The sequence below is a fragment of the Citricoccus muralis genome (assembly GCF_029637705.1).
Taxonomy (GTDB): Bacteria; Actinomycetota; Actinomycetes; order Actinomycetales; family Micrococcaceae; genus CmP2.
In genome coordinates this window covers 1,123,119-1,148,222 of record NZ_CP121252.1, presented here as the reverse complement: position 1 = coordinate 1,148,222, position 25,104 = coordinate 1,123,119, and the positions used below count along the sequence as shown (strand labels likewise).

22 protein-coding genes are annotated in these 25,104 nt (G+C 65.6%); 7 read left to right on the top strand and 15 right to left on the bottom strand.

Going from position 1 to position 25,104, the window contains the following annotated elements; genetic code table 11:
• Positions 1–5: 5 nt before the first annotated feature.
• From P8192_RS05245 to P8192_RS05215, 7 genes are all read right to left on the bottom strand, one after another.
• Positions 6–620 carry an OmpA family protein gene (locus tag P8192_RS05245; protein WP_278159087.1) on the bottom strand — a complete coding sequence of 205 codons (615 nt, stop codon included), beginning with the start codon at positions 618–620 and terminating at the stop codon, positions 6–8.
• Positions 620–1,357 (bottom strand): hypothetical protein, encoded by a 738-nt coding sequence (locus P8192_RS05240; RefSeq protein WP_278159085.1) that lies wholly within the window; start codon positions 1,355–1,357, stop codon positions 620–622. Before P8192_RS05240 ends, P8192_RS05245 begins: the two co-directional genes overlap by 1 nt.
• A 28-nt stretch (positions 1,358–1,385) precedes the next feature.
• Entirely contained in the window at positions 1,386–2,513 is a 1,128-nt protein-coding gene (locus tag P8192_RS05235) for an OmpA family protein (protein WP_278159084.1), read from the bottom strand.
• Between the two features lie 141 nt (positions 2,514–2,654).
• Positions 2,655–3,887, bottom strand: coding sequence for a protein kinase domain-containing protein (locus P8192_RS05230; RefSeq protein WP_278159082.1), 1,233 nt, complete (start codon positions 3,885–3,887; stop codon positions 2,655–2,657).
• Positions 3,884–4,525, bottom strand: a complete 642-nt coding sequence (locus P8192_RS05225; RefSeq protein ID WP_278159079.1) for an RNA polymerase sigma factor — start codon at positions 4,523–4,525, stop codon at positions 3,884–3,886. The genes P8192_RS05230 and P8192_RS05225 overlap by 4 nt, the downstream gene beginning before the upstream one ends.
• Before the next feature lie 102 nt (positions 4,526–4,627).
• On the bottom strand, positions 4,628–7,261 hold the full coding sequence (locus P8192_RS05220; protein ID WP_278159077.1) for a YhgE/Pip domain-containing protein: 2,634 nt from the start codon (positions 7,259–7,261) through the stop codon (positions 4,628–4,630).
• The gene (locus tag P8192_RS05215; RefSeq protein WP_278159076.1) at positions 7,258–7,965 is read right to left on the bottom strand and encodes a TetR/AcrR family transcriptional regulator; all 708 of its coding nucleotides are present in this window, start codon (positions 7,963–7,965) and stop codon (positions 7,258–7,260) included. Before P8192_RS05215 ends, P8192_RS05220 begins: the two co-directional genes overlap by 4 nt.
• Positions 7,966–8,173: 208 nt before the next feature.
• Between P8192_RS05215 and P8192_RS05210 the strand changes: the two genes are divergently transcribed.
• The 4 genes from P8192_RS05210 (at position 8,174) to P8192_RS05195 (ending at position 12,022) form a co-directional block, all read left to right on the top strand.
• Positions 8,174–8,461: a VOC family protein gene (locus P8192_RS05210; RefSeq protein ID WP_278159074.1), complete on the top strand. Its 288-nt coding sequence runs from the start codon at positions 8,174–8,176 to the stop codon at positions 8,459–8,461.
• Between the two features lie 15 nt (positions 8,462–8,476).
• A complete protein-coding gene (locus tag P8192_RS05205; RefSeq protein WP_278159072.1) occupies positions 8,477–9,508 on the top strand; it encodes an LLM class flavin-dependent oxidoreductase in 1,032 nt (343 codons plus the stop codon).
• A 95-nt stretch (positions 9,509–9,603) separates the two neighbouring features.
• Entirely contained in the window at positions 9,604–10,758 is a 1,155-nt protein-coding gene (locus P8192_RS05200) for a hypothetical protein (RefSeq protein WP_278159070.1), read from the top strand.
• A gap of 76 nt (positions 10,759–10,834) precedes the next feature.
• Complete coding sequence (locus P8192_RS05195) at positions 10,835–12,022, top strand: hypothetical protein (protein ID WP_278159068.1); 1,188 nt, start codon at positions 10,835–10,837, stop codon at positions 12,020–12,022.
• A gap of 19 nt (positions 12,023–12,041) precedes the next feature.
• Here P8192_RS05195 and P8192_RS05190 read toward each other — a convergent pair whose 3' ends face one another.
• Positions 12,042–13,193: an acetyl-CoA C-acetyltransferase gene (locus P8192_RS05190; RefSeq protein WP_278159066.1), complete on the bottom strand. Its 1,152-nt coding sequence runs from the start codon at positions 13,191–13,193 to the stop codon at positions 12,042–12,044.
• A gap of 83 nt (positions 13,194–13,276) precedes the next feature.
• On the opposite strand from P8192_RS05190, the gene P8192_RS05185 reads away from it, so the two are divergent.
• Positions 13,277–14,080: a hypothetical protein gene (locus P8192_RS05185; RefSeq protein WP_278159064.1), complete on the top strand. Its 804-nt coding sequence runs from the start codon at positions 13,277–13,279 to the stop codon at positions 14,078–14,080.
• On the opposite strand, the gene P8192_RS05180 is transcribed toward P8192_RS05185, so the two are convergent.
• Genes P8192_RS05180 through P8192_RS05170 form a run of 3 tightly spaced genes read right to left on the bottom strand, consistent with a single transcriptional unit; the run spans position 14,044 to position 17,709 of the window.
• On the bottom strand, positions 14,044–15,423 hold the full coding sequence (locus P8192_RS05180) for a YibE/F family protein (RefSeq protein ID WP_278159061.1): 1,380 nt from the start codon (positions 15,421–15,423) through the stop codon (positions 14,044–14,046). The genes P8192_RS05185 and P8192_RS05180 overlap by 37 nt on opposite strands.
• A complete protein-coding gene (locus P8192_RS05175) occupies positions 15,416–16,333 on the bottom strand; it encodes a GNAT family N-acetyltransferase (protein WP_278159059.1) in 918 nt (305 codons plus the stop codon). Before P8192_RS05175 ends, P8192_RS05180 begins: the two co-directional genes overlap by 8 nt.
• The gene (locus P8192_RS05170) at positions 16,330–17,709 is read right to left on the bottom strand and encodes a glycine--tRNA ligase (protein WP_278159057.1); all 1,380 of its coding nucleotides are present in this window, start codon (positions 17,707–17,709) and stop codon (positions 16,330–16,332) included. The genes P8192_RS05175 and P8192_RS05170 overlap by 4 nt, the downstream gene beginning before the upstream one ends.
• Before the next feature lie 127 nt (positions 17,710–17,836).
• Here P8192_RS05170 and P8192_RS05165 point away from each other — a divergent pair, with 127 nt between their 5' ends.
• Positions 17,837–18,070: an RNA-binding S4 domain-containing protein gene (locus P8192_RS05165; RefSeq protein WP_278159055.1), complete on the top strand. Its 234-nt coding sequence runs from the start codon at positions 17,837–17,839 to the stop codon at positions 18,068–18,070.
• Positions 18,071–18,178: 108 nt separating this feature from the next.
• Here the strand turns inward: P8192_RS05165 and P8192_RS05160 are convergent, their stop codons facing one another.
• Positions 18,179–20,578, bottom strand: a complete 2,400-nt coding sequence (locus P8192_RS05160; RefSeq protein WP_278159053.1) for a bifunctional metallophosphatase/5'-nucleotidase — start codon at positions 20,576–20,578, stop codon at positions 18,179–18,181.
• Between the two features lie 98 nt (positions 20,579–20,676).
• Positions 20,677–21,378, bottom strand: coding sequence for an alpha/beta hydrolase (locus P8192_RS05155; protein WP_278159051.1), 702 nt, complete (start codon positions 21,376–21,378; stop codon positions 20,677–20,679).
• Between the two features lie 215 nt (positions 21,379–21,593).
• Here P8192_RS05155 and P8192_RS05150 point away from each other — a divergent pair, with 215 nt between their 5' ends.
• Positions 21,594–22,460, top strand: a complete 867-nt coding sequence (locus P8192_RS05150) for an SGNH/GDSL hydrolase family protein (protein ID WP_278159049.1) — start codon at positions 21,594–21,596, stop codon at positions 22,458–22,460.
• A gap of 30 nt (positions 22,461–22,490) precedes the next feature.
• Here P8192_RS05150 and metX read toward each other — a convergent pair whose 3' ends face one another.
• Together metX and P8192_RS05140 are read right to left on the bottom strand one after the other, a co-directional pair.
• A complete protein-coding gene (gene metX / locus P8192_RS05145) occupies positions 22,491–23,660 on the bottom strand; it encodes a homoserine O-acetyltransferase MetX (RefSeq protein ID WP_278159047.1) in 1,170 nt (389 codons plus the stop codon).
• A gap of 58 nt (positions 23,661–23,718) precedes the next feature.
• Positions 23,719–25,038: an O-acetylhomoserine aminocarboxypropyltransferase/cysteine synthase family protein gene (locus P8192_RS05140; protein WP_278159045.1), complete on the bottom strand. Its 1,320-nt coding sequence runs from the start codon at positions 25,036–25,038 to the stop codon at positions 23,719–23,721.
• Positions 25,039–25,104 lie beyond the last annotated feature (66 nt).

Sequence of the window (25,104 nt, the reverse complement as noted above, 5' to 3'; positions counted from 1 at the left end):
CAGGCTCAGCCGAAGCGGATCTCTACGCGCCGGTTCGCGGCGTAGGACCCCGGATCGTCCTCGGACTCCGTCTCTGCCGGCTGGGTGTCGCCGAATCCTTCGACCTCCAGTTCCAGGTCCGGGCGGGCTTCGGCCAGGGCATCGGCGACCGCTTGGGCGCGGTTTTCTGAGAGTCCCTGGTTGTCCACCTCGTGGCCCTCGGGCATGGGGCGAGAATCGGTGTGTCCGTGAACCTGCACGCTAGCGCCGTCGGGAACCTCCTCGGCGAGCTCCGCGATCCGCTTTTCCGCCGCATCGGAGAGGTCCCAGAGCATGGCGGAGAACAGGATGTCGGCTTCCAGCACGATCACGTCTTCTTCGTCGGATTCTGCGGAACCGAGGGAGATGACTGACTCCTCCACAGCGAATTGGGTGATGGAATCATCCACGCTGAACTCGGTGATCGATTCGGAGATGATCTTGTCGGTCACCTCCCAGTCGACGTCGGGCATGGCGGCCTCGGAGTCGTCGGTGGTGGCGGCGAGCGCGAACGGTGCCGAGGTGAGGGTCAGTCCGATCACCATGACGGCACTGGCGAGGCCCGCTGTCGCGGTGCGTGGTAGCTGGTGGTGGCGGCGCATCAGTTCTCCTCCTCCGTCGTCTCCTCTGTGGATGCCGACTCAGACGAAGATCCGGACGACTCTCCCTCGCGCTCGATCTGCACGTCCTCGAATTCTGGGGCCGCGGAGACGGCAACGTTGATCGTGTCGATGTCGTCCTGCGGCGCGGCGAAGGTGGCTTGGTAGACCTGGGTGTCTCCGGAGTTCAGCCGGGTCACGAGGTGACTCGAATTCCACACATCCCCCGATTCCCACTCCGGTCCGGCACGCAGAATGTCGTACCGCTTCAGGTTCTCGCGGTCGAACAGCGCCGGGGCGACGGCAGAGTGATCACTGCTGTGCAACTGCCACAAGTTGTAAGAATTGCCGCCCTCGAATTCCGGGGTGTAGGTCAGGGTCAGTTCCATGGTCTCGCCGCGCACCTTCAGGCTGTGGAACCCGACGGTGATGGTGCCATCGATGTCGTCGTTGGGGATGTCATAGGTGACGGTCTCGACGGCGTCATCAGCGGTGATCTGCGTGTTGGGGACGCTGTTGTTGCTGTTCTCGTTGTTCTCGCCGTCGGAGGCGTTGGCGTCAGTGCCCTCGTCTGGCGCCGCGTCATCGGTGGTCTCCTCGGTGACGGCGGCCTGTTCGGTCGCGTCGTCCCCCTCGGTGAATCCGGCGTTGGAGTCATCGGTGGAGCAGGCGCTCAGGGCCAGGGCTCCGGTGAGGAGCAGGGCCGACAGCGTGGTGCGGGTGGAGGTACGTGCGGTCATGTTGGTGTTCTCCTTCGTCTGAAACGTCTCAGTTGTCTTCGACATCGATGTCGGTCTTGGGTTCGTGATCCGCAGGCGTGACGGTGATAACGACGCGGCGATTGAGCTGACGCCCCTCATCCGTGTCGTTGGAAGCCCGTGGGTAATCTTCACCGAGTCCTTCCGCGGTGATGGCCGATTCAGGTACGTCGGTATTGCTGACCAGCCAGTCCACCACAGCTTCGGCGCGCTGTTCCGCGAGGTCCTGGTTGTCGTCGTAGACGCTGGTGGCCAGGTTATCGGTGTGGCCCTCCACCGTGATCGACACGCCTTCACCCTGCTCGGCAATTTCCTCGGCGATGGCGGACAGCTCGGTCTCGGCGCCGGAGCGCAGCTCGTGGGCATCACTGTCGAAGAGGACATCGCCTTCGGTGGTGAAGTACACCTCGCCGTCACGCTCGGCCGTATCCGTGCCATCGGTCCCCTCCAGGATCTTCCCGGAGAGGGTCTCCCCGGGCATCGAGGCGCCTGACACGGACAGACCGGCGACGCTGTAGCCGTTGAGCCCGTATCCAGGGATCCGGCCGGCATCGGTGTTGCTGGCGCTCTCGGTCAGCGTCCGGCGAGGCTCCGCCCCCTGGGACAGGGTCTTCCGGGTGATCGTTTCACGCGACACCGCGGGAACCACGCGACCGGCCACGGCGTCGTCCTCATCGAGCTGGCATTTCTCGTCGGCGCGAACACCCTCTGTTTCCACCGCCTCGACGGTCATGGGCTCCTGGACGAGCGCCTCGTGGGTGTCACCGCCGGAGAGTTCGCCAGCGGGGATCTGACGCTCGGGAACCGTGTACCCGGGAATGTAGGAGCCAGAGATCTCCACGGAGGGCAAGCACCCTCCGGGGGCGTCGTATTCGATAACGCAGCCGCCCTGCCCCACACGCTCCGGCACGACGGCGGCGGGAGCACCCGGGATCTCGATGTCGCCTTTATCGGTTTCCACGGTTTGCGGTGGGACCGCTTCGGCGGTCTCATCCTCCGGGAACACCTCGTCTTCCAACCACGTGACGGTGGCGGTGTCCGAGTGTTCGGCCTCTTCGCAGACGTCGAACTTCGTGAGGACCCCAGCCAAGCTCAGCGTGGCGGCCCGGTGTCGGGGCGAGGTGGTGGCGAACATCATCAGCTCCTCTTTCAGGTATCGGCGTGTTCTGCTGTGGCGTGCTGTGGTCTATGGTCATGTGCGTTCATTCATGAGTCGTCGTAACAGGCCAGAAAGTTGCACGGTTCCGAAGAATTTTTTCGCACGGCCGCCGCGGCTGGGTCATTCGACGACGCGCACAGGATGTCGACTCTCGAGTTCTTGACCGTCCGGACCTTGAGCGCGCAGCACCACCACGGTGGTTCCCGGTGAGGTGGCGGTGACCACCACCTCGGGCTCATTGGTGCGGTAGGTGCCGCTGGGCAAGGTCCACACCCAGCTCTCCACCCCGGTGGTGTCGGCAGTGAAGGTGGCGGTCTCCCCGACGGTCACTTCCGAGGGACCGGAAATGGAGATGGAGGCGTCATCCACCGCGGAGACTGGTTCGTCGTCGCCGAGACTCATACCGAACATCGCGCCGATCACTACCGCCACGATGGCGATGGCTGAGCCCAGCCCGAGTAACAATCCCCAACGCCGGGTCGGGGCCGGCTCGTCGGTGGGTACGGCCTGGATCACGGTGGGTTCAGGTTCGGGTTGCGGCGCCAGGGCGTCTTCGAGCTCGTTGAGCCAGGCCATGATGGTCTGCGGACGGCGCGCGGGCTTGGCCTGCATGCCGTGACGCAGGAATCGAGTAAACGCCGAGGGTAGGTGGGATCCTTCGCTGATCCAGGCCAGGAGTGCGGTGGCTGCCCAAATATCGGCGCGAGTATCCACGACGCCGGGACCGGCTTGTTCCGGGGGCCGGAAACCGGAGGTGCCGCCGGAGACGGTCAGCCCGGAGTTCAGCGCCAGGTCCTTGCACATCCCCAGATCGGCCAACAGTAGGCGTTCGTCCGGCGCCACGGTTTTCGGTGCGCGAGGCGGTAATCCAACCGAAGCATCCCCCGGACGGACGGAGGGGTTCTCGGGGGTGCTGGAGGTGAGCAGCAGATTCCACGGGCTCAAATCCCGGTGCACCAAATGCGCTCGGTGCACCCCATCCAGGCCGGCGGCCAGGGGGCGAGCCACGGCGAGCAGGTCTTCGGCCTCCGCCGTCCAGCCGGTGGCGCGCAGCTGGTCTACCCGCTCGGCGAGACTACCCCGGTCGGCATGTTCGAGCACCAGGTATGGCTGTTGACGCGGGGATTCACCAATGTCGTACACGGAGACCACATGCGGGCCGACCACTTTGCGCAAACTACGGCCTTCCCCGATGAACCGCTCACGCACCTCTGGGTTCAGCGAGTGGTTTTCGGCCAGGAGCTTCACCACGACGGTGTCTTCCAACAGCGAGTCCACCGCCCGGTGCACGGTCGCAAAAGATCCAACACCGATGACCTCTTCGAGGCGGTAGCGGTCCAGCCCCGCCGTCATGCGCTCACTCCGTCGGCTCCGTCGCCTCTTAGCCCGGCAGCCACCAGTGCGCGTCCGCGGTTGATCTGTGCCTTGACGGTACCCACAGGTCGATCCAGCTGTTTGGCGATCTCGTTGTACGGCAGGCCTTCGAGATCTCGCAGCACCACGGGCTCTCGGTACAGATCCGGCAGTGCGTCGAGGGCTTGTTGCACGGTGGCCCGGGTGGCGATCATCGAGCTCATCCGGGCGGCCGGGCCCAGGTCCTCGGTGAGCGGGGCGGTAGAGCGCTGCCGCCGCAGATGATCCACCACCCGACGACGCACGATGCTGTGCACCCAGGTGGTGACCTTGGACTGCCCGGTATAGGAGCTCAGCGAACCGGCGATCGAGATCAGTGCTTCCTGACTGACATCGTCGACCGCGCCCTGGTCCAGCAACGCGCCACTGGCGTAACGGCGCACCACCCCGGTGGCGTCGAGGGTTTCCAGGAACGTTTCGGCCGCCAGCGGCTGATCAGGATAGTCGCGGGCGTGGCGGGCGAGCACGGCAAGCGCCTCATCGACGGCACCGGCCTCACCGGATTCCAGGGCCTCGCGACTCCATCGCCGGACCGCATCGACGTCGTGGTCATACAGCGCACGATCGAGTGCCTCCAAGCGCCCCTCCACACCGGGTCGGTGGCGGATCCTCTGCGGCAGGATCCGCCGTCGTCAACTTCCAGTGGAAGTGTAGCCAGGATTCCGCGCCGACGGGATGATTCAGCCGCGGGTGACGGGCCGTCGGCCCGCGAGGCTCGCCTCGATCAGCGACATGCCCACTGATTCCGATCCCTCTTCCACCTCGGCGCCACGATCATGGCGACGACGCTGGATCACCCCGGCGGCAACCGTGACGGACAGAGCACCGAGACACCACAGCAGCAGCACGACCACGGCGTGGCCGACACCGTAGCCGCCGCCCGCAATCAACGAGCGGACTGCGTTGACCGCATGAGTCATGGGCAGCCAGGAGTGCACGGCCTGGAAGAAGGGTGCCGCCGTCTGCACCGGATAGGTGGCCCCGGCCGCGGCCAGCTGCAGCACCAGCAGGATCAGCCCGACGAATCTGCCCGGGCTGCCCAGCAGTGCGACCAGCGCCTGGTTGAAGGTGACGAAGGTGAGGCTGATCAGCAGCATCATCCCCAGTAGACCCGCTGGCTGGGCGGGGGCGATGTCGAGTCCCCAACGCAGCATCGACCAAACCAGCAGCGCCTGCAGCACCCCCATCGCCACGCCGGGCAGCAGGCTGACGGGACCGATGAGCCAGGAGCGCATGCGGGAGTAGATGGCCCGAGCCCGCAGCGCGGGGAACATCAGGTAGAAGCTCAGCCCGCCGATCCACAGGGCCAGCGGCACAAAGTACGCAGCCATGCCGTAGCCGAGCGCGGGTACCTCGTTGGCCCGGGACATCGACGCCGTCACTGGGTCCGCGGCCACCCCGGAGAGATGCGCGGCGTCGGCATCACCGTACATCGGGATCTCCTCCGCCCCGGAGACCAGCCCGTCCTCGAGCTGGTCGGCTCCGGTGGACAGCTGCCCCAGCCCGGTGTTGAGTTCCGCGGCGCCACCCTCGGCCGTGCCGAGGGACTCCGCCAGGGTAGCGCTGCCCTCGGCCAGGCGCTGGGCACCGGCATCGAGCTGACCGACGCCCTCGGAGAGATCGCCGGCCCCCTGGGCCAGGGTGGAGGTGTTGGCGGCGAGCTCGGAGGCACCGTCGGCCAGTCGGGTCGAGGCCGTATCCGCTGAGGCCGCGCCGGAGCGCAGCTCGGAGGTGCCTTGGGCGAGCGCGGATGCTCCCGAGCGCAGCTGTGCTGTGCCGTCAGCGAGCTGCGACGACCCGTCGTCGGCGGCGGCGATGGCATCGGTCAGCGTGGTCAGGCGCTGGCTGACCGGCTCGACCAGCTCGTCCAGGTTCGCCGAACCAGTGGTCAGCGACTCTATGCCGTCGCGCACCTCGTCGACGCCGGAGGAGATCGTTGCGGCGCTCTGGCGCACCTGGTCGGAGGCGTCCCGCGCCCCGGCGAGTCCGGTTCCGGAGGTCTCGGTGCCGAGCAGTTCACCGACGCCAGCATCGACGTCATTCAATCCCCCGGCCAGCTGCTGCGCGCCGGAGAGCACCTCGTCCCGTTGTGCCTCAGAGAGGGTGTCCCAGTTCTGCAGCCCGGCCACCACCTCATCGGCTGAGGCCGCCAATGTGGAGGTTTGACTCTTGACCCCCTGCGCCGCTGAGGTCGCGGCGTCGATGCGCTCTGCGGCGTCGGCACTGCTCGAGGTCACCACGTCCGCACTCTCACGGATCTGCTCATGACCGTCGACCAGCTCGCTGCCGGCGTCCGCAAACCCCTGCGCTTCCTCGACGAACGCATCGAGGGTATCGGGCAGCCCGGACACCGAGGAGTTAATCTCGCTGAGCCCAGAAGACAACTGCTGGGCGGCATCATCGGCCTCGACCATGCCACTGGCGAGGGTCTGTGCGCCGTCGTCGGCGTCCTGGACACCATCGGAGAGCGTGGAGAGTCCTCCGGAGAGCTGCTGCGCTCCACTGCTGAGGGTGTGGGCGCCCTCATCCAGTGCGGCGCTGCCGGTGGCCAGCTGCGCTGCGCCGTCGTGGGCACTGCTGGCTCCGGTGGCCAGCTCGGCAGCCCCGGAGGCCAGAGAGGACGCGCCCGAGCCGAGCTCGTTGAGGCCGACCACCAGCTCGGCCGAGCCTCCTTCGGCGTCGGAGGCGCCGTCGGCGAGCTCGGTGGCACCATCGGCGGCGTCGGACACCTGACCGTGGATCGTGGTGAATCCGACGTAGATGTTCTCCAGATACTCCTCGGAGACCTGAGAGCGCACCGTGTCAGCCACCACCCGCCCCACACTGTTGGCCATGTTGCCGGCGATGACGTTGGTGCCGTCGTTGGCGGTGATCTCCAGCTTCGATGACAGGGCATCCCGTGGGTCGTCCGCCCCGAGCGAGGCCGCCGCCGCGGAGAAGTCCTCAGGGATGGTCAGCACGACGTAGATGTCCGCCTCCTCCAGCGCCCGTGCGGCGTCGTCGGCGCTCATCTGGGTCCAGTCGAAGTTCTGCGACTCCTCGGAGTCCAGCAGCTCCTGGGTGAGGTCCTCGCCGAGCGTCAGCGTGGTGGCGTCCTGGTCCTGCCCGCTCGTCCCGGCGGCGCTCGGCTGGGTAGCGGGAGCATCCAGGTTCACGATGGCGGCCGGAATCTGGTCCAGCCGGTCCATGGGATCCTCGTTGGCCCAGGTCAGCGCGCCAGCATAGATCAGCGGAACCAGGGAGATCCCGGTAAGCACCACAACGGTCTTGATCCAGACGGACGCGGGAATGGAACGGATTCTCTCCAGCATCATCGGCTCTCCCTTACGGCTGGTTCGGCAACGTCCAGATCGACGCCGGCGGTGTCCACCAGCAAGGTGGCCAGGACTGTCATTTCCTGTTGCACGGCCTCGTCCAGCTGCTGCGGGGTCAGTTCTGCCCAGCGGCGGGACTGCAGCCAGGTACGCGCCTGCCAGACCGTTCCGGCCGCCAAAAACTCCGCACGCTGTCGTGGAGTCACCGGTCCGGGCCGGCGCTGCAGCTCCTCCGCGAGCGGCGAATGGCACAGCAGCCGGTCGGCGATCAGTCTGGTCACCTCTCTGCTCAGCAGCTCCGGTGAAGCCTCGAGCGCCGTCAGGTAGTAGGGACTGTCAGAGATCAGCTCGGTCAGCAGCCGAGAGAACGTGTGCGTCATGAACTCGGACCACGATGCGTCGCTGCGCTGCTGCACAGCCCGTTCAAGCATGGCGGTCATCCGCGTCATGGCCGAGGCGCGTAGCAGCTCCGCGACATCCGCAAACTGTTTGTAGAAGGTCGGTCGAGATACCCCGGCCCGACGCACGACGTCGGTCACGGACATCGACTCCAGACCGACCCCCTCAGCAATGAGACCGTCGACAGCACGAATCATCGCGTCCCGGGAGCGCCGCAGTCGAACGTCCACGATAGCGTCCATCGTCGTCGGACTCGTGGCCGCCTCATTCAGACCATCATGATCCGGCATCGCGCTCACACTCATCCCCGCCTTCTTTACACCTGTCAGTCATTTACAGGTGTAAACGATACACGCCGGTCGACGGTGCGCCAAATCGCCCCCACCCGCCTCGCTCGCAATGAAACGAACACATTCAGGGGTCTGACGACGGTGGTTCTCACCGCGTACGACGTCGAAACGGCGGGGTGCTAGAACACGTCGGTCTTCGGACCTCCCGCTGGATAGAGGCTCCGTGCACAACGCACCGAGGAATACGCTGATCATCATGAATGCCGTAAAGCACGTGCAGATGACCTTCGACTGCGAAGCGCCCGGCCAGGTAGCGGGGTTTGGGAAGGCCGCGCTCCAGGCTGAAGCAACCCGTCTTGAAGCACTGGGGGCACGTCGCCTTCGCTTTTGGCCAGCAGACGACGAAAACGAATCCTGTGTTGTCATGCAAGACATCGAAGGCAACGAATTCTGCCGTGAACGACAGAAACGCCTCACCGTCGCGCCCGACGGGAATACTCTTCAGTTTTGAAGGGTTGCGCTGAGTATGACTGAGACGACCAAAAAACTCGGCTTCCTGAATTTCGGACACTGGAAGCACGCGCCGGGCTCCCGCTCCCCCGACGCCGCCGCCACGCTGCACGATCAGATCGAGATGACGGTCGCCGCCGAAGAGGTCGGACTCGACGGCGCCTGGATCCGCTCCCATCATTTCCAGGACATGCTCTCTGCGCCGTTCCCCACCCTGGCGGCGATGGCGGCCCGGACCTCCACCATTCATCTAGGCACCGGCGTCATCGACCTGCGCTACGAGAATCCCCTGTACTTCGCCGAAGAAGCTGCGACGACCGATCTGATCGCCGGGGGCCGACTCGAGCTCGGCGTGTCCCGAGGCTCACCGGAGGCCGCCCGCGACGGCCAGCACCAGTTCGGTTACGACCTGGAACCCGGACAGACCTGGAACCAGGTGGCTCAGCAACGTGGTCAGCGGATTCGCGAGGCACTGTCCGGCGCCCCGGTGGCCCATGCCGACCCTTCCTCCGGCTGGGCGCCGCACGGGGCCGAGCGCCTGAACGTGCAACCGCAGGCCCCCGGGCTGCTGAATCGACTCTGGTGGGGATCCGGTTCCACCTCGTCCGGCATCGTCGCCGGTCAACAGGGCTACAATCTGCTCTCCTCCACGCTGCTGTTGCAGGATGACGGCCGCCCGTTCCACGTCCAGCAGGCCGACCAGATCGCCCGCTACCTCGAGGCATACACCGAATCCGGGCTGACGACCGGCGGCGCCACCGCGGTCACGCGCTCGATGTTCCCGATCCGCTCGGCCGAGGATGAGATGCGATTCAGTCGACGTCGTGAACTCTCCGACTCCGCCGGATACCTGGACGGCAGCCCGGCCCGTTCCGGACCTACCTACACCGGGACGGTGGAACAGCTGGCCGAGATGCTCAGCCAAGACGAGGCGGTGCAGGCCGCCGACTGGGTACTCTTCGCCAATCCGAATCAGCTCGGCGTCGAGTTTAACCGTCATCTCTTCGAGGGCTGGGTTGAAGTGTTCCGCTTGCTGGGCTGGAAGTAGAGCCCAACCACGTCGCTCACCCGAGATCTTTATCGTGTCCTATCGAACGGGAAGAATCACGGTATCCACATCTCTCGTGAACGGAAGGACACCCCATGAAGGGCGGAGGAGGCGGCAGCGGGTGCTTCGCCATCATCGTGGTGATGGTGCTACTCGGGCTCATCATTCAATACTGGTACATCATTCAATACTGGTACATCGTGCTCGGAGTGATCGTCCTCGGGTTGGCCATCTGGGGGTTCATCTCTTGGATGGCCGCGGCCCAGGCGCAACAAGTCAACCGCGAACGGTGGGCTGCGTTGGATCACCGCTTCCAAGCCCTCTGCACCCACGTCGAGCGGCACGAATCAGACCCGCAGCAAGCGCTGACCACCCCGGGCTGGCTCGATTCTTCTAGTCCACTGGTGCGCTCCTACGCCACTGCTGTCGCCCGAGCCCAGGATCGGCGTGCGGCACTGCTCTTCGGCCCCCGCAGGTCGCCCGACCCCGTCCCCAGCACGTGGACGCCATCACGGGTATCCGACGAGCAGCTCTCCTCTTTTGAGGACATCATTCAAGACCTTGCGGCCACCTTTGAGGAGATCGACCAGGCACTGCGGCTCAGTGGCTGGGCGCATCACGATCACGAGAATGCACCCCACCCGCAGTTCCTCCTGGACCACCGTTGGGGCGAACCCGCTCTCCTGCCTGCCCGGGTGGTGCTCGACGGCGAGCACAGCTCCGAGAATGTGCGCCGTTTCATCGAGGAGGTCTTCCCGATCACCCGCACCGATGCCCTGCAAGCCCTGCGGGCCCGGGGTGTCGGACCGGTCCGAGGTAAGGAACTCACCGACCTACTGATGCCCCATGTCACCGAGGATGCCGACGGTTTCCTCTGGCCACGCTGGGTCGACGTCGATTCTTGGGGCGTGCACCGCACCTTTGGACCGGAAGCAGATCTCAGCGTCTTCGACACCTCTCCGGTCGAGATCGCCAACGCCATCTGGGTGATGCTCGACGGCGAGTCCATGACGGAAAAGGACATCACCGAGCAGTTGAAGGAGCACCTCGAGCTCACCGACTATCCGAACGGCTTACCCACCAGCCGTCGCGGCGAGTCCCCCAGCCGGCGCACCGCCCACTGGGACCGGCTGGTCGCCCACGCTGTGCACACCGGAATGCTGACCGGTCGGCTACAGCGCCGCATTGACGGCACCATCGGACGGGGCCGAAGTAGCTGGCCAGGCACTTACCGGAACAACGCCACCTAACACGGCCTTGATAACCTGAGACAAACATCTGCACACCCACGGCACCGCCGTGAGAGAAGGGACGGCACAGGAGAGCATGGAACTCTGGCTCATCCCGCTTCTCATCTCCCTCGCCATACTCCTCGGATGGGGGTCGGTCACCTCGATGAACCGCAGAAAGCTCACGGATCGGCAGCAGCGCTGGCGCGCCCTCGACCAGCGTTTCGACCGGGTCACCGTGGACTCCACTCAGGTCGAAACCGACCCGCACCGGGCGCTGGCCGCCCCCGGCTGGCTGGACAGGTCCAATCCCCTGGTCCGCGGTTTCTCCAGCACCCTGAAACGCGCCCAGCAGCGTCGCGCCGAACTGGAACGAAACACCCCGGCCGCCACCGCCGGCCAGCAGAAAAAAATACAGAAAGCGCTCGAAGCTCCCGCCGACTCTGCGTCCCGGCTCGCGCCCTCAGAGACCGACCTTGAACGCTATGAGCTGGTGGTCGAGCAGCTCGAAGACGCCTACACCGAGACGGACCGCGCCGTGCGGATGACCGGGTGGACCCGCCCCGGTGACCACCGACTGCCCCACGCCCAGTTCATGCTGGACCACCGCTGGGGTCGGCCCGCCGTCTTCCCGCCGGTGCCGGCCCTGGATGACGTCTCGGGCGTTCCCGCCCTGAAGTCCTTTCTGGACGCGATCTTCCCGGTCCACCGCGACGCCGTCATACAGGCGGTCAAGCAGCGCGGCGGGTACACCGCCGGAAAACGAGCCGAAAAAGCACTCGAGCAGCTGATCGTCACCCGACGCTACCGCGCCGACCAGCACGGCATCCTCTGGCCCGCCGCCATCACGGTGGAGCACTGGGGCACCTTCCGCACCTTCGGCCGCAGCGCAGACCTTGCACTCCACGAAGCACCGGCCATCGAGGTGGCGAACGCGGCCTGGGTGATTCTCGACGACGAACGCGGGCTCACCGAAGACGAACTGCTCGAGCAACTCAAGCAGCGCATGGACATCACCTCCCGCGGCGCCGCGACCTGGACGCAGGGACTCAACGACGGTCTGAACAAGTCCATCCACCGAGGCATCGAGAGCCTGCCCGAAGGCATGCAAAAGATCCTGGGCGATTCCGTCCCGCAGAATCTCTTCGGTGGCTCGGGGCGCCGCAAAGTGGAGCACCAGCTACAGGATGGCATTCGCGAGGGTTTGGTCTCGGGGCGCCTACAGCGTCAGGCCAACGGGCGCATCGTACGGCTGCGCACCGACTGGCCCTCCACCTACCGCTGAGCCGGTCGGCGAGCAGCCGTCAGAGCCGCTCAATAATGGTGACGTTGGCCTGACCGCCGCCTTCACACATCGTCTGCAGTCCGAATCGTCCGCCGATGGACTCCAGGGTGTGCAACAGCGTGGTCATCAGCCGCGCACCGGTAGCACCGATCGGATGCCCCAACGCGATCGCTCCCCCTTGGGGGTTGACCTTCTGCGGGTCCGGCTGCAGCTCCTGCTGCCACGCCAGCACCACCGCGGCGAAGGCCTCATTGATCTCTATCGTGTCAAAGTCGTCGATCGACATCCCCGTCTTTTCTAGGGCGTACCGGGTGGCCCGGATCGGGGCGGTCAGCATGGCCACCGGGTCGTCGCCGCGTGCCGAAATATGGTGAATCCGGGCGCGAGCCCTCAACCCATGTTCCTCAACCGCCCGCTCCGACGCGATGGCGAGCACCGCGGCCCCGTCGGAAATCTGCGACGCCGAGGCCGCCGTATGCACTCCGCCGGGTCGGATCGGCTCCAGTTGCGACATCTTCTCCGGGTTCGGTTCGCGCGGACCTTCATCGTCGCGGAGCTCGCCGACCGGCACGATCTCGTCACGGAACACCCCCGCCGCCTGCGCAGCCAAGGCACGACGGTGCGATTCCATCGCGAAGGCCTCGGCTTGATCGCGGGTGATGCCCCAGCGCTCCGCAATAATCTCCACACCGCGGAACTGCGAAATCTCCTGGTCACCGTAGCGTTCGTCCCACGATGTTGACCCAGTGAAAGGGGTGGGGAATCCCTGATCTTTCATGATGACGTTGGCCGCGCCCAGGGGCACCGTGGACATGGCCTGCACGCCGCCGGCCACCACCAGATCCGCGGTCCCAGACATCACCGCCTGCGCCGCATAGTGCACCGCCTGCTGGCCGGATCCGCACTGCCGATCAATGGTGGTGCCGGGCACCCCCTCAGACCCACCCGCGGCGAGCCAGGCGTTGCGTGCGATGTCGAAGGACTGCGGGCCGATCTGATCGATGCAGCCCAGAATCACCTCGTCGTAGTCGTCGGTGTGGACGCCGAGACGCTCGATCAGCGCCCGGATCGGAGTCGCTGCCAAATCCAGCGGATGAACCTGGGAGAGGCCGCCCTTGCGGCGACCCACCGGGGTCCGCACCGCTTCGACGATGTACGCTGCCTGGCTCATAGCGACTCCTTCAGTGAAAAGAAGTGGAAAGTAGTGAAAGGTGGACTGTGATCCACACTACTCCGCGTCACTAGTTTCGCGCGATGCCTCGTCGGGCGGGGCGTTTCTCGTCATTTAGGTGCAGGATTCTCAACGTGTCATTCCGTGAGGCGATCATGGAATCAGAGTTTGCTCACCATCACTCGCTCACCTACTCACACGCCAAATTTTCGCCACGTGGAGGCATCATGTTCTGTCGTCGTGGGGCACTCGCGGCCCTCTCTATCGGCTTTATCGCACTCACCGCCTGCTCGTCTGATGCAGCGGACGAGACCACTCCAGCAAACGCCCCGTCCGTCGAGACCGTTCAGGAACCGGAAACACCTTCTCCCACCCCACCGGCCCGTAACGACCGCGGGGACCTGATCAAGGAGATTGGCGAACCCGCTGGGGTGGGAAATATCGACGCTGAGTCGCCCACGATTTCCTTCACCGTCGACAGCGTTGAAGAAACGGAATGCACCGACCCCCTCTGGACGCCCGATGATTTAGCAGCAGAAGGCAACAGGCTCATTGCCGTAGACATCACAGCCATCACGCAGCCTGCTTCGGGAGAGCATCAGGATTCGTGGGATGAGCTTTACGGTGAAATCGACCTGACCAATGAATGGATCTCGTTTGGCGCCGATGGTCAGCGGATGAACGACGCACAAAGCTTTGCCACCATGATGTGCCTGTCGTCGTCCGAACAGCTCCCCAGCCAGATCGGCCCTGGAGAATCGGTGCAGGGCGTGGTCGTGCTGGAGGTATCCGACCGGGCCGGTGAGATCGCATTCCGCCCCTGGTGGCTCGACGGTGGCTGGACCTGGAGCTATGACCTGGACGGGCCGGAAGGCCTCGGCGCCTGAATTTCGTCATCCGGTGACGGCACAGGATGCGCGTCATCCTGGGCCACGGCTTTGGCAACGACGACGGCGATGCCGGTGGTGATCGGGATCGCCAGCACCAGCCCGATCGAGCCGATCAGAATCCGCACCACCTCTTCGACCATCTCCCCCGAGGTCAAGGTCTCCAGCAGGGACCGGTCGTACAGCGAAATCACCATCAGCGCCGGCATCGCCGCCCCCGCGTAGGCGAACGCGATGGTGTACACGGTGGAGGCGATGTGGTCACGACCGATGCGCATCCCCGCGGCAAACAGCTCGCGTGAAGACGTCCTCGGGTTCGCCGCCTGGAGCTCCCACACCGCCGAAGACTGGGTGATGGTCACATCGTTGAGCACCCCGAGTCCGGCAATCAGCAGGCCGCACAGCACGATGCCCGACAGCCGAACCTCCGGCACCACGGACGCCAGAATATAGGAGTATTCCTCCCCCAGGCCCACGAGATAGGCAGCTTCGGTCCCCCACAGGGCCAGCAGCGCGGTCAACCCCAGCCCGAGCAGGGTGCCGAGCAGCGCCGTCGTCGTACGTAACGAGAAACCGTGGGCAAAGTAGAGCACCACCACCATGATCAGGCAGCAACCCACCAGGCCTACCCAAAGCGGCGGTCCACCCTCCAGCAGAGCCGGAATCATGAATCCGAAGATAACGCCGAAGGATAGCACCAGCCCGATGATCGAGCGCAGGCCCCGCCACCGAGCCACCGCCAACACGACGAGCGCGTAGAGTCCGGCCAGCAACGCCACCGGCACGGTGCGCTGGAAGTCGACGAACACCGCTTCCTCGTACCCGTCGATCTCGGAGAGCCCGTTCAGGATAATCACGCGCAGCCGGTCGCCGGGTTCCACGTCCATAGAGGCGGTGATGTCCGGAGGAATTTCGACATAGGCCTGCTCGTGGCTGTCCGCGGGCAGATCCGCGCTGTCGTCCACATCGACGACGGCGTAGATGCAGGACAGCTCCGTGCCGTCGGGCATCTGGGTGGTGGTGCCCTGGGAGGTATCCAGCACTCCGGTCTGGCCGGTGCAGTCCCGGGGCAGCGTGTCGGTGACGGTGGAGTTGACCATGCTGAATCCCTCGGCGGTGCCGTACGGATTATCCAGCGAGAGCTCCTGGTAAGACCCGGAGGGCCAGAGCACGAACATCGCCCCGATGAGCAGCACGGTCAGCGGGGCCAGAATGGCGGTGAGCGCCACGGTGACCCGACGCCGGGACGATCGACTCCCGCCGAGCAGCCAGTCGGCTGAGGGGCCGGCGGGCAACCCGTGCCCGTGGCCCTCGTGACCCTGCTGTTCCGGCGCCTCAGGCATCGGTGGCGAGGATCCTCGTGGTGAGCGTTTCCCGGGCGTGACCAGTATGAATCAGTCCGTCGATGATCGGCAGCAGCGGGACCATCGACTCATCCACTTCCAGCTCCACCGGGTGCTGCGTGGTGAGCATGGCCAGCAAACCGGCCAGGGCGAACTGCGCCTCGGTCTCGGAAAGGTCCGGGTTCCAGCCCAGCAGCACCTCAGTGATGTGTTCGTCGTCGCGCATCGCCGAGTAGGACACCGCAAAGGAGAGAATCCGCCCCCCGGCGGCCTGGGGCCTGTCACGCAGCACCACCGCACCGCCGGCACCGGTCTCGGGCGCGAGCAGGAGTTGCTGGATTCGACCCAGGCTCACCTGCGCCGGATCCCACTCGTGGGTGGCCTCGTAGAAACGCTGCACCATGCCGGTCAGCTCCACCGAACCGGTGGCCAGGTCCTGCAATTGGAGCCCGTCCTCGGTGAATTCGGGCACGGCCAGAGACCCGGGACCCACCACCACGCGCCGCGAGGTCTGGATGGGGGCGAAACCCTGAGCGGTGAGGAAGCCCTCTGTACCCGGGGACGGCTCGGCGAACCTCGTTTTCAGCGCGGACGGAACATCGACCGACGTCGCGCCGATCTCCTCGCGCAGTGCGGTCAGCAGCGTAGTGGCGATCCCACGACGGCGTTCCGACGCGGCAGTCTCCGCATAGAACCAGAGCCGCTGAGGGTGCACCGCCGAGGCCGACACGACGGCGGCAGCCACCGGCACCCCGGCGTCCTCGGCCACTAGACAGCGGGTGAAAGGGGTGTCCGATGCCGCCCGCAACAGCGCCCGGTCCTGATGCTGCTGCGGGTTCTCGGCGTCGCCGAAAATTTCCAACAAGCGCAGGTCGTCGCCGTCCTGCCACGGGCGCAGCGTGATGCTCATCGGCTCAGGCGCTCCGCCAGCCAGCTCCGCACCTGGGTCAGCCCCACGCGCTCCTGGTTCATGGTGTCGCGCTCACGAATCGTCACCGCTTGGTCTTCCAGGGTGTCGAAGTCGACGGTGATGCAGAACGGCGTGCCGATCTCGTCCTGGCGGCGGTAGCGGCGTCCGATTGCACCCGACTCGTCGTAGTCGATATTCCAGTTCTTGCGCAGTTCGGCGGCCAGGTTCTGGGCGGTCGGCGCCAGCTCTTCCTTCTTGGACAGCGGCAGCACAGCGGCCTTCACCGGAGCCAGGCGCGGATCCAGCTTCAGCACGGTACGCACGTCGACGCCGCCCTTGGTGTTGGGCGCCTCGTCCTCGGCGTAGGCATCCACCAAAAACGCCATCATGGAGCGGGTCAGACCGAAGCTGGGCTCGATGACGTACGGGGTGTAGCGTTCCCCGGAGCCCTGGTCGAAGTACTGCATCTTCGTGCCCGAGTGCTGAGTGTGCTGACCCAAGTCGTAGTCGGTGCGGTTGGCGATACCCATCAGCTCGCCCCATTCGGAGCCCTGGAACCCGAACTTATACTCCAGGTCGATGGTGCCGTCGGAGTAGTGGGCGCGCTCGTCGGCGGGGACGTCGAACTTGCGCAGGTGGTCCGGGTTGATGCCCAGGTCCACAAACCAGTTCCAGCAGTCTTCCACCCAGGTGTCGAAGTGGGTGCCGGCCTCGTCCGGGTGCACGAAGTACTCGATCTCCATCTGCTCGAATTCTCGGGTGCGGAAGATGAAGTTACCCGGGGTGATCTCGTTGCGGAACGCCTTACCAATCTGGCCGATGCCGAACGGCGGCTTCTTGCGGGCGGCGTTGACCACGTTGAGGAAGTTTACGAAGATGCCCTGGGCGGTTTCCGGGCGCATGTAGTGCAGGCCCTCTTCGTTATCCACGGGGCCCAGGTAGGTCTTGACAAGCCCGGAGAACAGCTGCGGTTCGGTCCACTGGCCTCGGGTGCCGCAGTCGGGGCAGACGACATCGTCCATGGTCTCCGGCCAGCTGCCCTTCTTCGCCTGGTAGGCCTCCTGCAGGTGGTCCTGACGGTGGCGGCGGTGGCAGGAGGTGCACTCGATCAGCGGGTCGGTGAAGGTCTCCACGTGACCGGAGGCCTTCCACACATCGCGCGGCAGAATGATGGAAGAATCCAGCCCCACCATGTCTGCGCGGGAGCGGACAAAAGTGTTCCACCACTGCTGCTTGATGTTTTCCTTCAGCTCCACACCTAAGGGCCCATAATCCCAGGCCGAGCGCGAACCGCCGTAGATTTCACCGGCCTGGAACACGAATCCCCGGCGCTTGGCCAGAGAGATCACCTGGTCGAGAGTGGACGGTGCAGCCATAGGTCTATCACTTCCGTGGGGTCGAAGGTGGGGTGACGGCGGAGTCGACGTCACCGCCCCAGTCTACGTGGCCGCACCGGTTTTGCTCATCTCGATCCGGAGGCGGCGTGCCTGCGACAATGGGACCATGAGCGATGAAACGCAACCGGTCCAGATCCGCGATGACATGATCCGCCTGGGCCAGGCCCTGAAGCTGGCGAATGTGGTGGAAGATGGCGTGCATGCCCGGCACGTGATCGAGCACGGTGAGGTCTCCGTGAACGACGAAGTGGAGACCCGCCGCGGGCGCCAGCTGCACCCCGGCGATGTGATCGTCTTCGGTGAGGAACGTCTCCTGATCACCCACGACGACGAAGACTGACCGGCCGACCACGAAACAACAGCAGCAGGGGCCGCCGGAGGATGAACTCCGGCGGCCCCTGCTGTGCTCCGGTGGAGCGGGTGCGTCAGCGAGCCGGTCTTACTCCGCTCAGTGGGCGCTGCGGCGGCGCACCAGGAACAGGGTGACGCCGGTGCCAAGGATCAGCAGCGCGCCGAGGGCCAGACCGGTGATTTCCGCACCGGTGGCGGCCAGAGCGCCGCCGCGATCCTTGCCGGCAGTCTTTGCGTCGCTGGTGTTGTCTGCACCGTCCGTGTTGTCGGCGCCACCGGCGTTGTCGGTGTTGTCGGTGTTGTCATCCGAACCAACCGAACCACCGCCGGAACCGCCCGAGCCGCCGGTGCTCGGGGTCGGGGTGGCAGTGACGTCGCCTGTCCCACTGCCACCGGTGTTGTCGGCGTCGTCGGTGGAACCCACCAGCTCGACGGTGCGGGTCACGACGGTGCCAGTGGTGGCATCGGTGAAGCGCAGCACGTGGGTGCCGGCGCTCAGCTGTGCCTCGGCCAGGTTCAGCGAAACGGCAGCCGAAGCGGAGTCGGCATCCACCGCCACAGTGCCCAACAACTGGTAGGTGTCATCCGCCAGCGGCTCGTGAGCATCGTCACCGGGGTAGGCGGCGATCTCGGCGGTCAGTTGGCCGGCGTCGGGGGCGGCGAACGACTGCACGCCCAGATCGGCCAAGGTCAGGCTCAGTTCGCCGTCGACGGAAATTTCATCAGCCAGCTCGGTCAGCTGCACGGCCTGCTTGTTGTAGCGCGGGCCGACCTCGCCGCCGAGACCGTCCTGCACGTAGTTGTGGAACGCGTCGGTGTCGATCAGTCCGGTGTCGCGGTGGTTATGACCGTTGGCCAGGGCGCGAAAGTTGTCGCCACCGGCCGCCAGGAAGGACGGCAGAGCGACGGTGAACACGTCCTCGTCGAGCACCGGAACGTCGTTGACCCAGATCTGGTCGATGTTCGATCCGCGAGTGTCGTGGCCCACGGTGTCGTCCCCGGAGGTGCGCACCTCGGTGGTGTAGGTGTAGCGCACGTTCTCCGACAGGCCCAACTGCAGGAACGGACGGCCCGGGACTTCACCGGAGGCCGAAGTCTGCCACTGCTGCTCCAAGGTCTCGCGCAGTTGCGCACCAGTGATGTCCACCAAGAACAGGGTGTTAGCAAACGGGTTCACACCCACGGCCTGAGCCACGGTGAGTGTGGCCGGAACCTGAAGCGACTGGTCGCCGCGCAGACCGCCCGGGAACTCGTCACGCAGACCACCGGGGTTGACGATGCCGAAGTCAACCTCGCCGGCGCCGGTTTCGGTCTCGTTCGCAGCGTACAGCCAGGCGTCGGCCACCAGGTGACCCATGGTGGACTCCAGGTCGCGCTGGTCGAAGTTCATCCCGCCCTCGCCCTCGCGGATGCCGGTGGTCACGTAATCCTGAATGGTGCCCATCTCGACGCTGCCCACCTCATCGGCCACAGCCTCGGCGTCGTCGATAATAGAGCTGAGCTCGGCCAGCATCGGGTTCGCGGCAATCTCCGCCTCGAACTGGGCGTACTCGTCGTCGCTCTCGGGCACCACGGAGGCAATGTTCTCGGCCGTGTAGCCGAGGACCTCGCCGTCGGCGGAGATCTCCAGGTCGACGGTGCCGAGATGGTCGGCGTACTCACCGGACTGCATCACTGGGCGGGTACGCTCCGCGTCACCGGGGACCGGGGCGTCGATGATGTACTCCTGGTGGGTGTGACCGGTGAAGATGACGTCCACGGCGGCGTGAGTGTCGGTGACGATCGGGGCGTTGAGCGGATCAGCCTGGCTCACTCCCTCGTGGTAAGCGGCGACGATGATGTCGGCTTCACCGTTGGCGTCGTCGCCATCCGAAAGGGCCTCAGCGTAGCGGTTCACATGCTCCACGGGATCCGCGAACGTCAGATCGGCAATGCCGGCGGGGCTGACCAGTGTGGTGGTCTCAGGGGTGACGGCCCCGATGACGGCGACGGTGTGACCGGATTCGGTCTCCAGCAGCGTGTAGGGCTCGTAGGCCGGTTCGCCGTCGGCTTCCAGCACGTTGGCGCCCAACTGCGGGAACGCGGAGCGCTCCACGATGCGGGTGTCCAGGTCTTCGCGGCCCTGATCGAACTCGTGGTTACCCAGGGCGGAGGCCTGAAGGCCCAGCACGTTCAGGAAGTCCAAGGTCGGGTTGTCGTCGCTGGCGGAGGAAACGAACAGGGTGCCGCCCACGTTGTCACCGGCGGAGACCAGCAGCGAGTTCGGGTTGGCCTCGCGCTCGGCCTCGATGTTCTTCGCCATCGCCAGACCGTCGTCGTTGAGTCGACCGTGGAAATCGTTGAAGTTCAGCAGGGTCAGCGTGGCGGTTTCGCCGGCTGCATCGTCAGGGGTGCCGGGCTGTTCGGTGGTATCGGCCAGCGCGGTGGCCGGAGTGACGACCAGCGCCAGCACCATCAGCGGGGCGGCAGCGCCCGCGCGGTGACGGAATGAAGACATGGGTGGGCTCCTTCACGGTGAGTCAATGACTCGCTCACCCTAGGGAGCCATCATGGCCGGAAGGTGAACCGGTGATGACGCGTCCCTGACCGCTGGACTTACTCTGCGGCGTGGGGGCTCTGCTCGAGAAACCGGGCGACGTCCTGAATTTCGTTGGGGTGGATGCCATGCCCGACGCCGGAATACTGTTCCGCGGTGAGCTCTACATGGTCGCTGAGCCAGCTGCGGGCGTAGTCCACCTGCTCGACCGGGATGATGGGATCCTGCGGGTCCCGGCCCCAGAACACCTTCGGACGGGCAACAGCGACCTCGTCGTCGTGAAACAACGAGCGCAGGGCATCATCCACGGGGTAGCGGATAGCGGGGCTGTCGGGGTCAATATTGATGACGAAACCGGAGAGTCCCACGATGCGGTCATATGCGGTGGGTTCCATGCGTAGCAGCGAGGTAGCCATCACCATGCCCATGGAGAATCCGAGGAGACTGACGGAACGGAACTGCGAGCGCTGTGCGGCCACCCATGACTGCAGGTCCACCGTGGCTTGGTGCACGAGTGCGGGGTCGGATCCCATGTCTTGAGCGAGCGGGAACCAGGTGTACCCCTGCACGACGCCGCCGAATTCCATGGCCATCGGGGCGCGCACCGAGGCGACCGTGTAGCGCTGCGGAAGGTACTGGGACAGCGGGAACAGATCGTGTTCGTTGGCGCCGTAGCCGTGGAGGAATACGAGGAGATCGGTGCCCTCGCGTTCGTGTTCGGGTCGGGACCAGCGCACGGTGGGGTTCCAGGATTCAGCCATACTCACCAGTGTAAAGGCCGGGCGCCTGCCGGCTTGGCCCGGCGCATGGCCTCTCCCACCGATTCCCCGGCCGACTCCACCGAGGCTGTCCCGAACGACCCGCCCGCAGATCAGCGTCACCATCGACCTGCACCCCATGGTCCACCAGGCATCGCTGGCCGATCGTGGGGTTACTCGAAAGTTGGCAAGACGACAGATAATGACAGAATGGAAAGATGAATGCTCTTCTCACTCCACACCCGTGGCGCCGGTACGTCGCCATCGGAGACTCTTTCACCGAGGGCATCGGCGACCCCCAACCCCTCGACGATCATCCCGAATACCACCGAGGCTGGGCCGACCGCGTGGCCGAGGAACTGGCCCGAACCGTACCCGCCGATCAGGACTTCTCGTACGCCAACCTCGCTATCCGCGGCCGGCTGCTGGGCCAGATTCGCGACGAGCAAGTGGAACCGGCACTCGCACTACAGCCCGACCTGATCTCCATCTGCGCCGGCGGAAACGACGTGCTACGCCCCTCCGGTGATCCCGATGTCATCGCCACCGAGCTGGATGCGGTGGTCGAGCGCCTGACGGGCAGTGGCGCCACCGTCGTCGTGTTCAACGGCCCCGATATCCGAGACACCCCGGTGATGGGGCGGATTCGTGGCAAAGTGGCCATCTACAATGAAAACGTGCGGGCGGTGGCGGCCCGGCACGACGCCGTCGTCGCCGATATGTGGGCACTGCGTGAGCTGACGCGACCGGAGATGTGGGCCGAGGACCGGCTGCATTTTTCGGCCACCGGTCATCACACCATCGCTTCCATGGTTCTCGACACCCTGAACGTGCCGCACCAGCTTTCCCCGTTGGAGCCGAAACCCCCGGTAGAACGAACCTGGCGTCAGGCACGTACCGCCGACGCGATCTGGGCGAAGGACCACCTGTTGCCGTGGGTGCTGCGACGATTGCGCGGCCAATCTTCCGGCGACCACACGACGGCGAAGCGCCCGACGGCGGCACCCATGTTCGGTGCCCCGATGCCTCAGGGCAGCGACCCGCACGAAGAGCCGTCCGACGATCACGGCGAGTCCGCTCGCTGACGTCCCGTGACGCTACACGAGCCGCGACAATTACAGGCTCAGGGTCTCGACCAGTTCGTCAAAAAGCTGCTCCAGGTCTGTGAGGAACCCGTCGTGACCGATCGGTGAGTCGATCATGTACACCCGAACGTCCCCGGGCAGCTGCGCGGCCAGCTGATCCGACTGTTCCGGTAGGTAGAGCCGGTCCGACGTCACCGCTGCGATGAACGGCGTCGCCGTCACCCGGCTCAACGCTGCCGCTTCTCCCCCGCGGTTGCGGCCGACGTCGTGTGACATCAGCGCTTCCGTGAGCGCAAGGTAGCTGTTCGCGTCGAACCGCTTGGCCAAGCTGATCGCCTTGTAATCCAGGTACGACTCGACCTGGTAGCGGCCGTTGCGACGGGTCGGCGAACCGAAAGGGTCCTCCCCGGGCTGGGCCGCGCGGCCGAACCGCGCCTCCAGCTCCGCTTCCGACCGGTAGGTGATATGCGCGATACGACGGGCGATCCCCAGACCACCGGAGGGAACTTGGTCGGCGTCGTAGTAGTCACCGCCGTGGAAGTTCGGATCCAACCGGATGGCCTCCACCTGCGCCTGAGCGAAAGCGATCTGTTCGGCGGTGGAGTGCGCACCGGCAGCGAACACCCCGAAACCACGCACCCGGTCCGGATAGGTGGCGGCCCATTCCAGAGCCCGGGCGCCGCCCATCGAACCGCCCAGCACGGCATGCCAGACCCGGATTCCAAGGGCATCCGCCAGTCGGGCCTCGGCGTGCACGGCGTCGCGGATGGTGACAAACGGGAAGCGCGACCCCCAGGCCCGACCGTCATCGTCGAGACTCGAAGGACCGGTGGAACCGTCGCAACCGCCGAGCATGTTCGCCGACACCACGAACCACTTTTCGGTGTCGATGGGGCGGCCCGGACCGACCAGGCCCTCCCACCAGCCGGGTTCGTCCGAGGCGTCGGAGGCGGCAACATGGGAATTACCGGTGAGCGCGTGCTCGATCAGGATGGCATTGCTACCGTCACTGTTGAGCTCGCCCCAGGTCTCATAGGCCAGCCGGATCTGCGGGAGCCGGCCGCCGGTCTCGAAATCGAAGCGGCCGAGATCGGCGTAGCGGAGTCCGCCCGGCAGGTCTAGTGCCACCACACTGTTGTCAGCGGTGTTGGTGGTGCTGCTGGTGTCACTGCCGGGCATCGGGTCCACTCCGATGGTCATGTGTTCCTGCTTCTTTCGCCGTCTGGTCTGGGATATTGGTCACTCTCGATTCGGGCCCTCAGGCCCTACCGGACGCGGTAAATCCGGCCTCGAGATCGGCCAGAATATCGTCAACATGCTCCAGCCCCACCGAGAGTCGCACCAGCCCCGGGCCCACCCCGGCGGCGCGCCGCTCATCCTCGGTGAGCTGAGAATGGGTGGTGGACGCCGGGTGAATCACCAGCGAACGGGTGTCGCCGACGTTCGCCACGTGCTGGTGGAGCTGCAGCGCCTCCACGAAAGCCTGCCCGGCTGCCACTCCGCCGTCGATCTCGAATGCCACCACGGAACCGGCACCCCGCAACAGTTGCGATGCCCGCTCGTGCCACCGGCTCGACGGCAGACCGGCGTAGGCGACCGAATGCACCTGGGGGTGAGCCTCAAGATATTCGGCAACCCGTTGGGCGTTGGCGACATGACGTTCCATACGCAGGCTGAGCGTCTCCAATCCGAGGTTGAGAATAAACGCGTTGAACGGGCTGGCCGACGTGCCCAGGTCACGCAGCAGCTGCGTGCGGATCTTCAGGATGTACGCGACGTTGGCACCCAGTGCGCCGTCGGCCCCGAAATCACGACCGAACACGATGCCGTTGTAGGACTCATCCGGTTCATTGAAACCGGGGAACCGTTCCGGATCGGCGGTCCAGTCGAAGTTGCCGGAGTCCACAATCACGCCGCCCAGGGCGGCTGCGTGCCCGCCCAGGAACTTGGTGGCCGAATGCACGACGACGTCGGCCCCGTGGTCAAAGGGTCGCACCAGGTACGGGGTGGTCAGGGTGGAGTCGACGATGAGCGGCACCCCGGCGTCGTGCGCCACCTGAGCCACCCCGGCAATGTCGAGCACATCGGCGCGCGGATTGCCCAATACCTCACCGAACAGCGCCTTCGTCGTCGGCTGAACGGCCGAACGCCACTCGTTCAAATCGTCCGGATCCTGCACGAACGTGGTGGTGATACCCAGTCGGGTCAGGGTGTGTTTGAACAGGTTCTGGGTGCCGCCGTACAGCGAAGCCGAAACCACAATATGGTCCCCGGCCCCGGCCACGTTGAGGATCGCCAGGGTAGTGGCCGACTGCCCCGAGGAGAGCAATACCGCGCCCACCCCACCCTCGAGCGCGGCGATCTTGTTCTCGACGGAGTCGGTGGTCGGGTTGGTCAGGCGCGTGTAGATGGGGCCGAGCTCCTGCAGGGCGAAACGTCCCGCGGCAGATTCGGTGGACGGGAAGCTGAACGACGTCGTCTGGTAGATCGGCAGCTGGGTGGCTCCCGTGGTGGGATCGTTGGTGATCCCGGCGTGGATCTGCTGGGTCTCGAACGACCAGTCTGCTGAAGCGGACATGATGGCGGCTCCTGTTCTGTCAGGGCCATCACCATCGCCGCTCCGAGGCCGAAGAGGCGGCCGGCG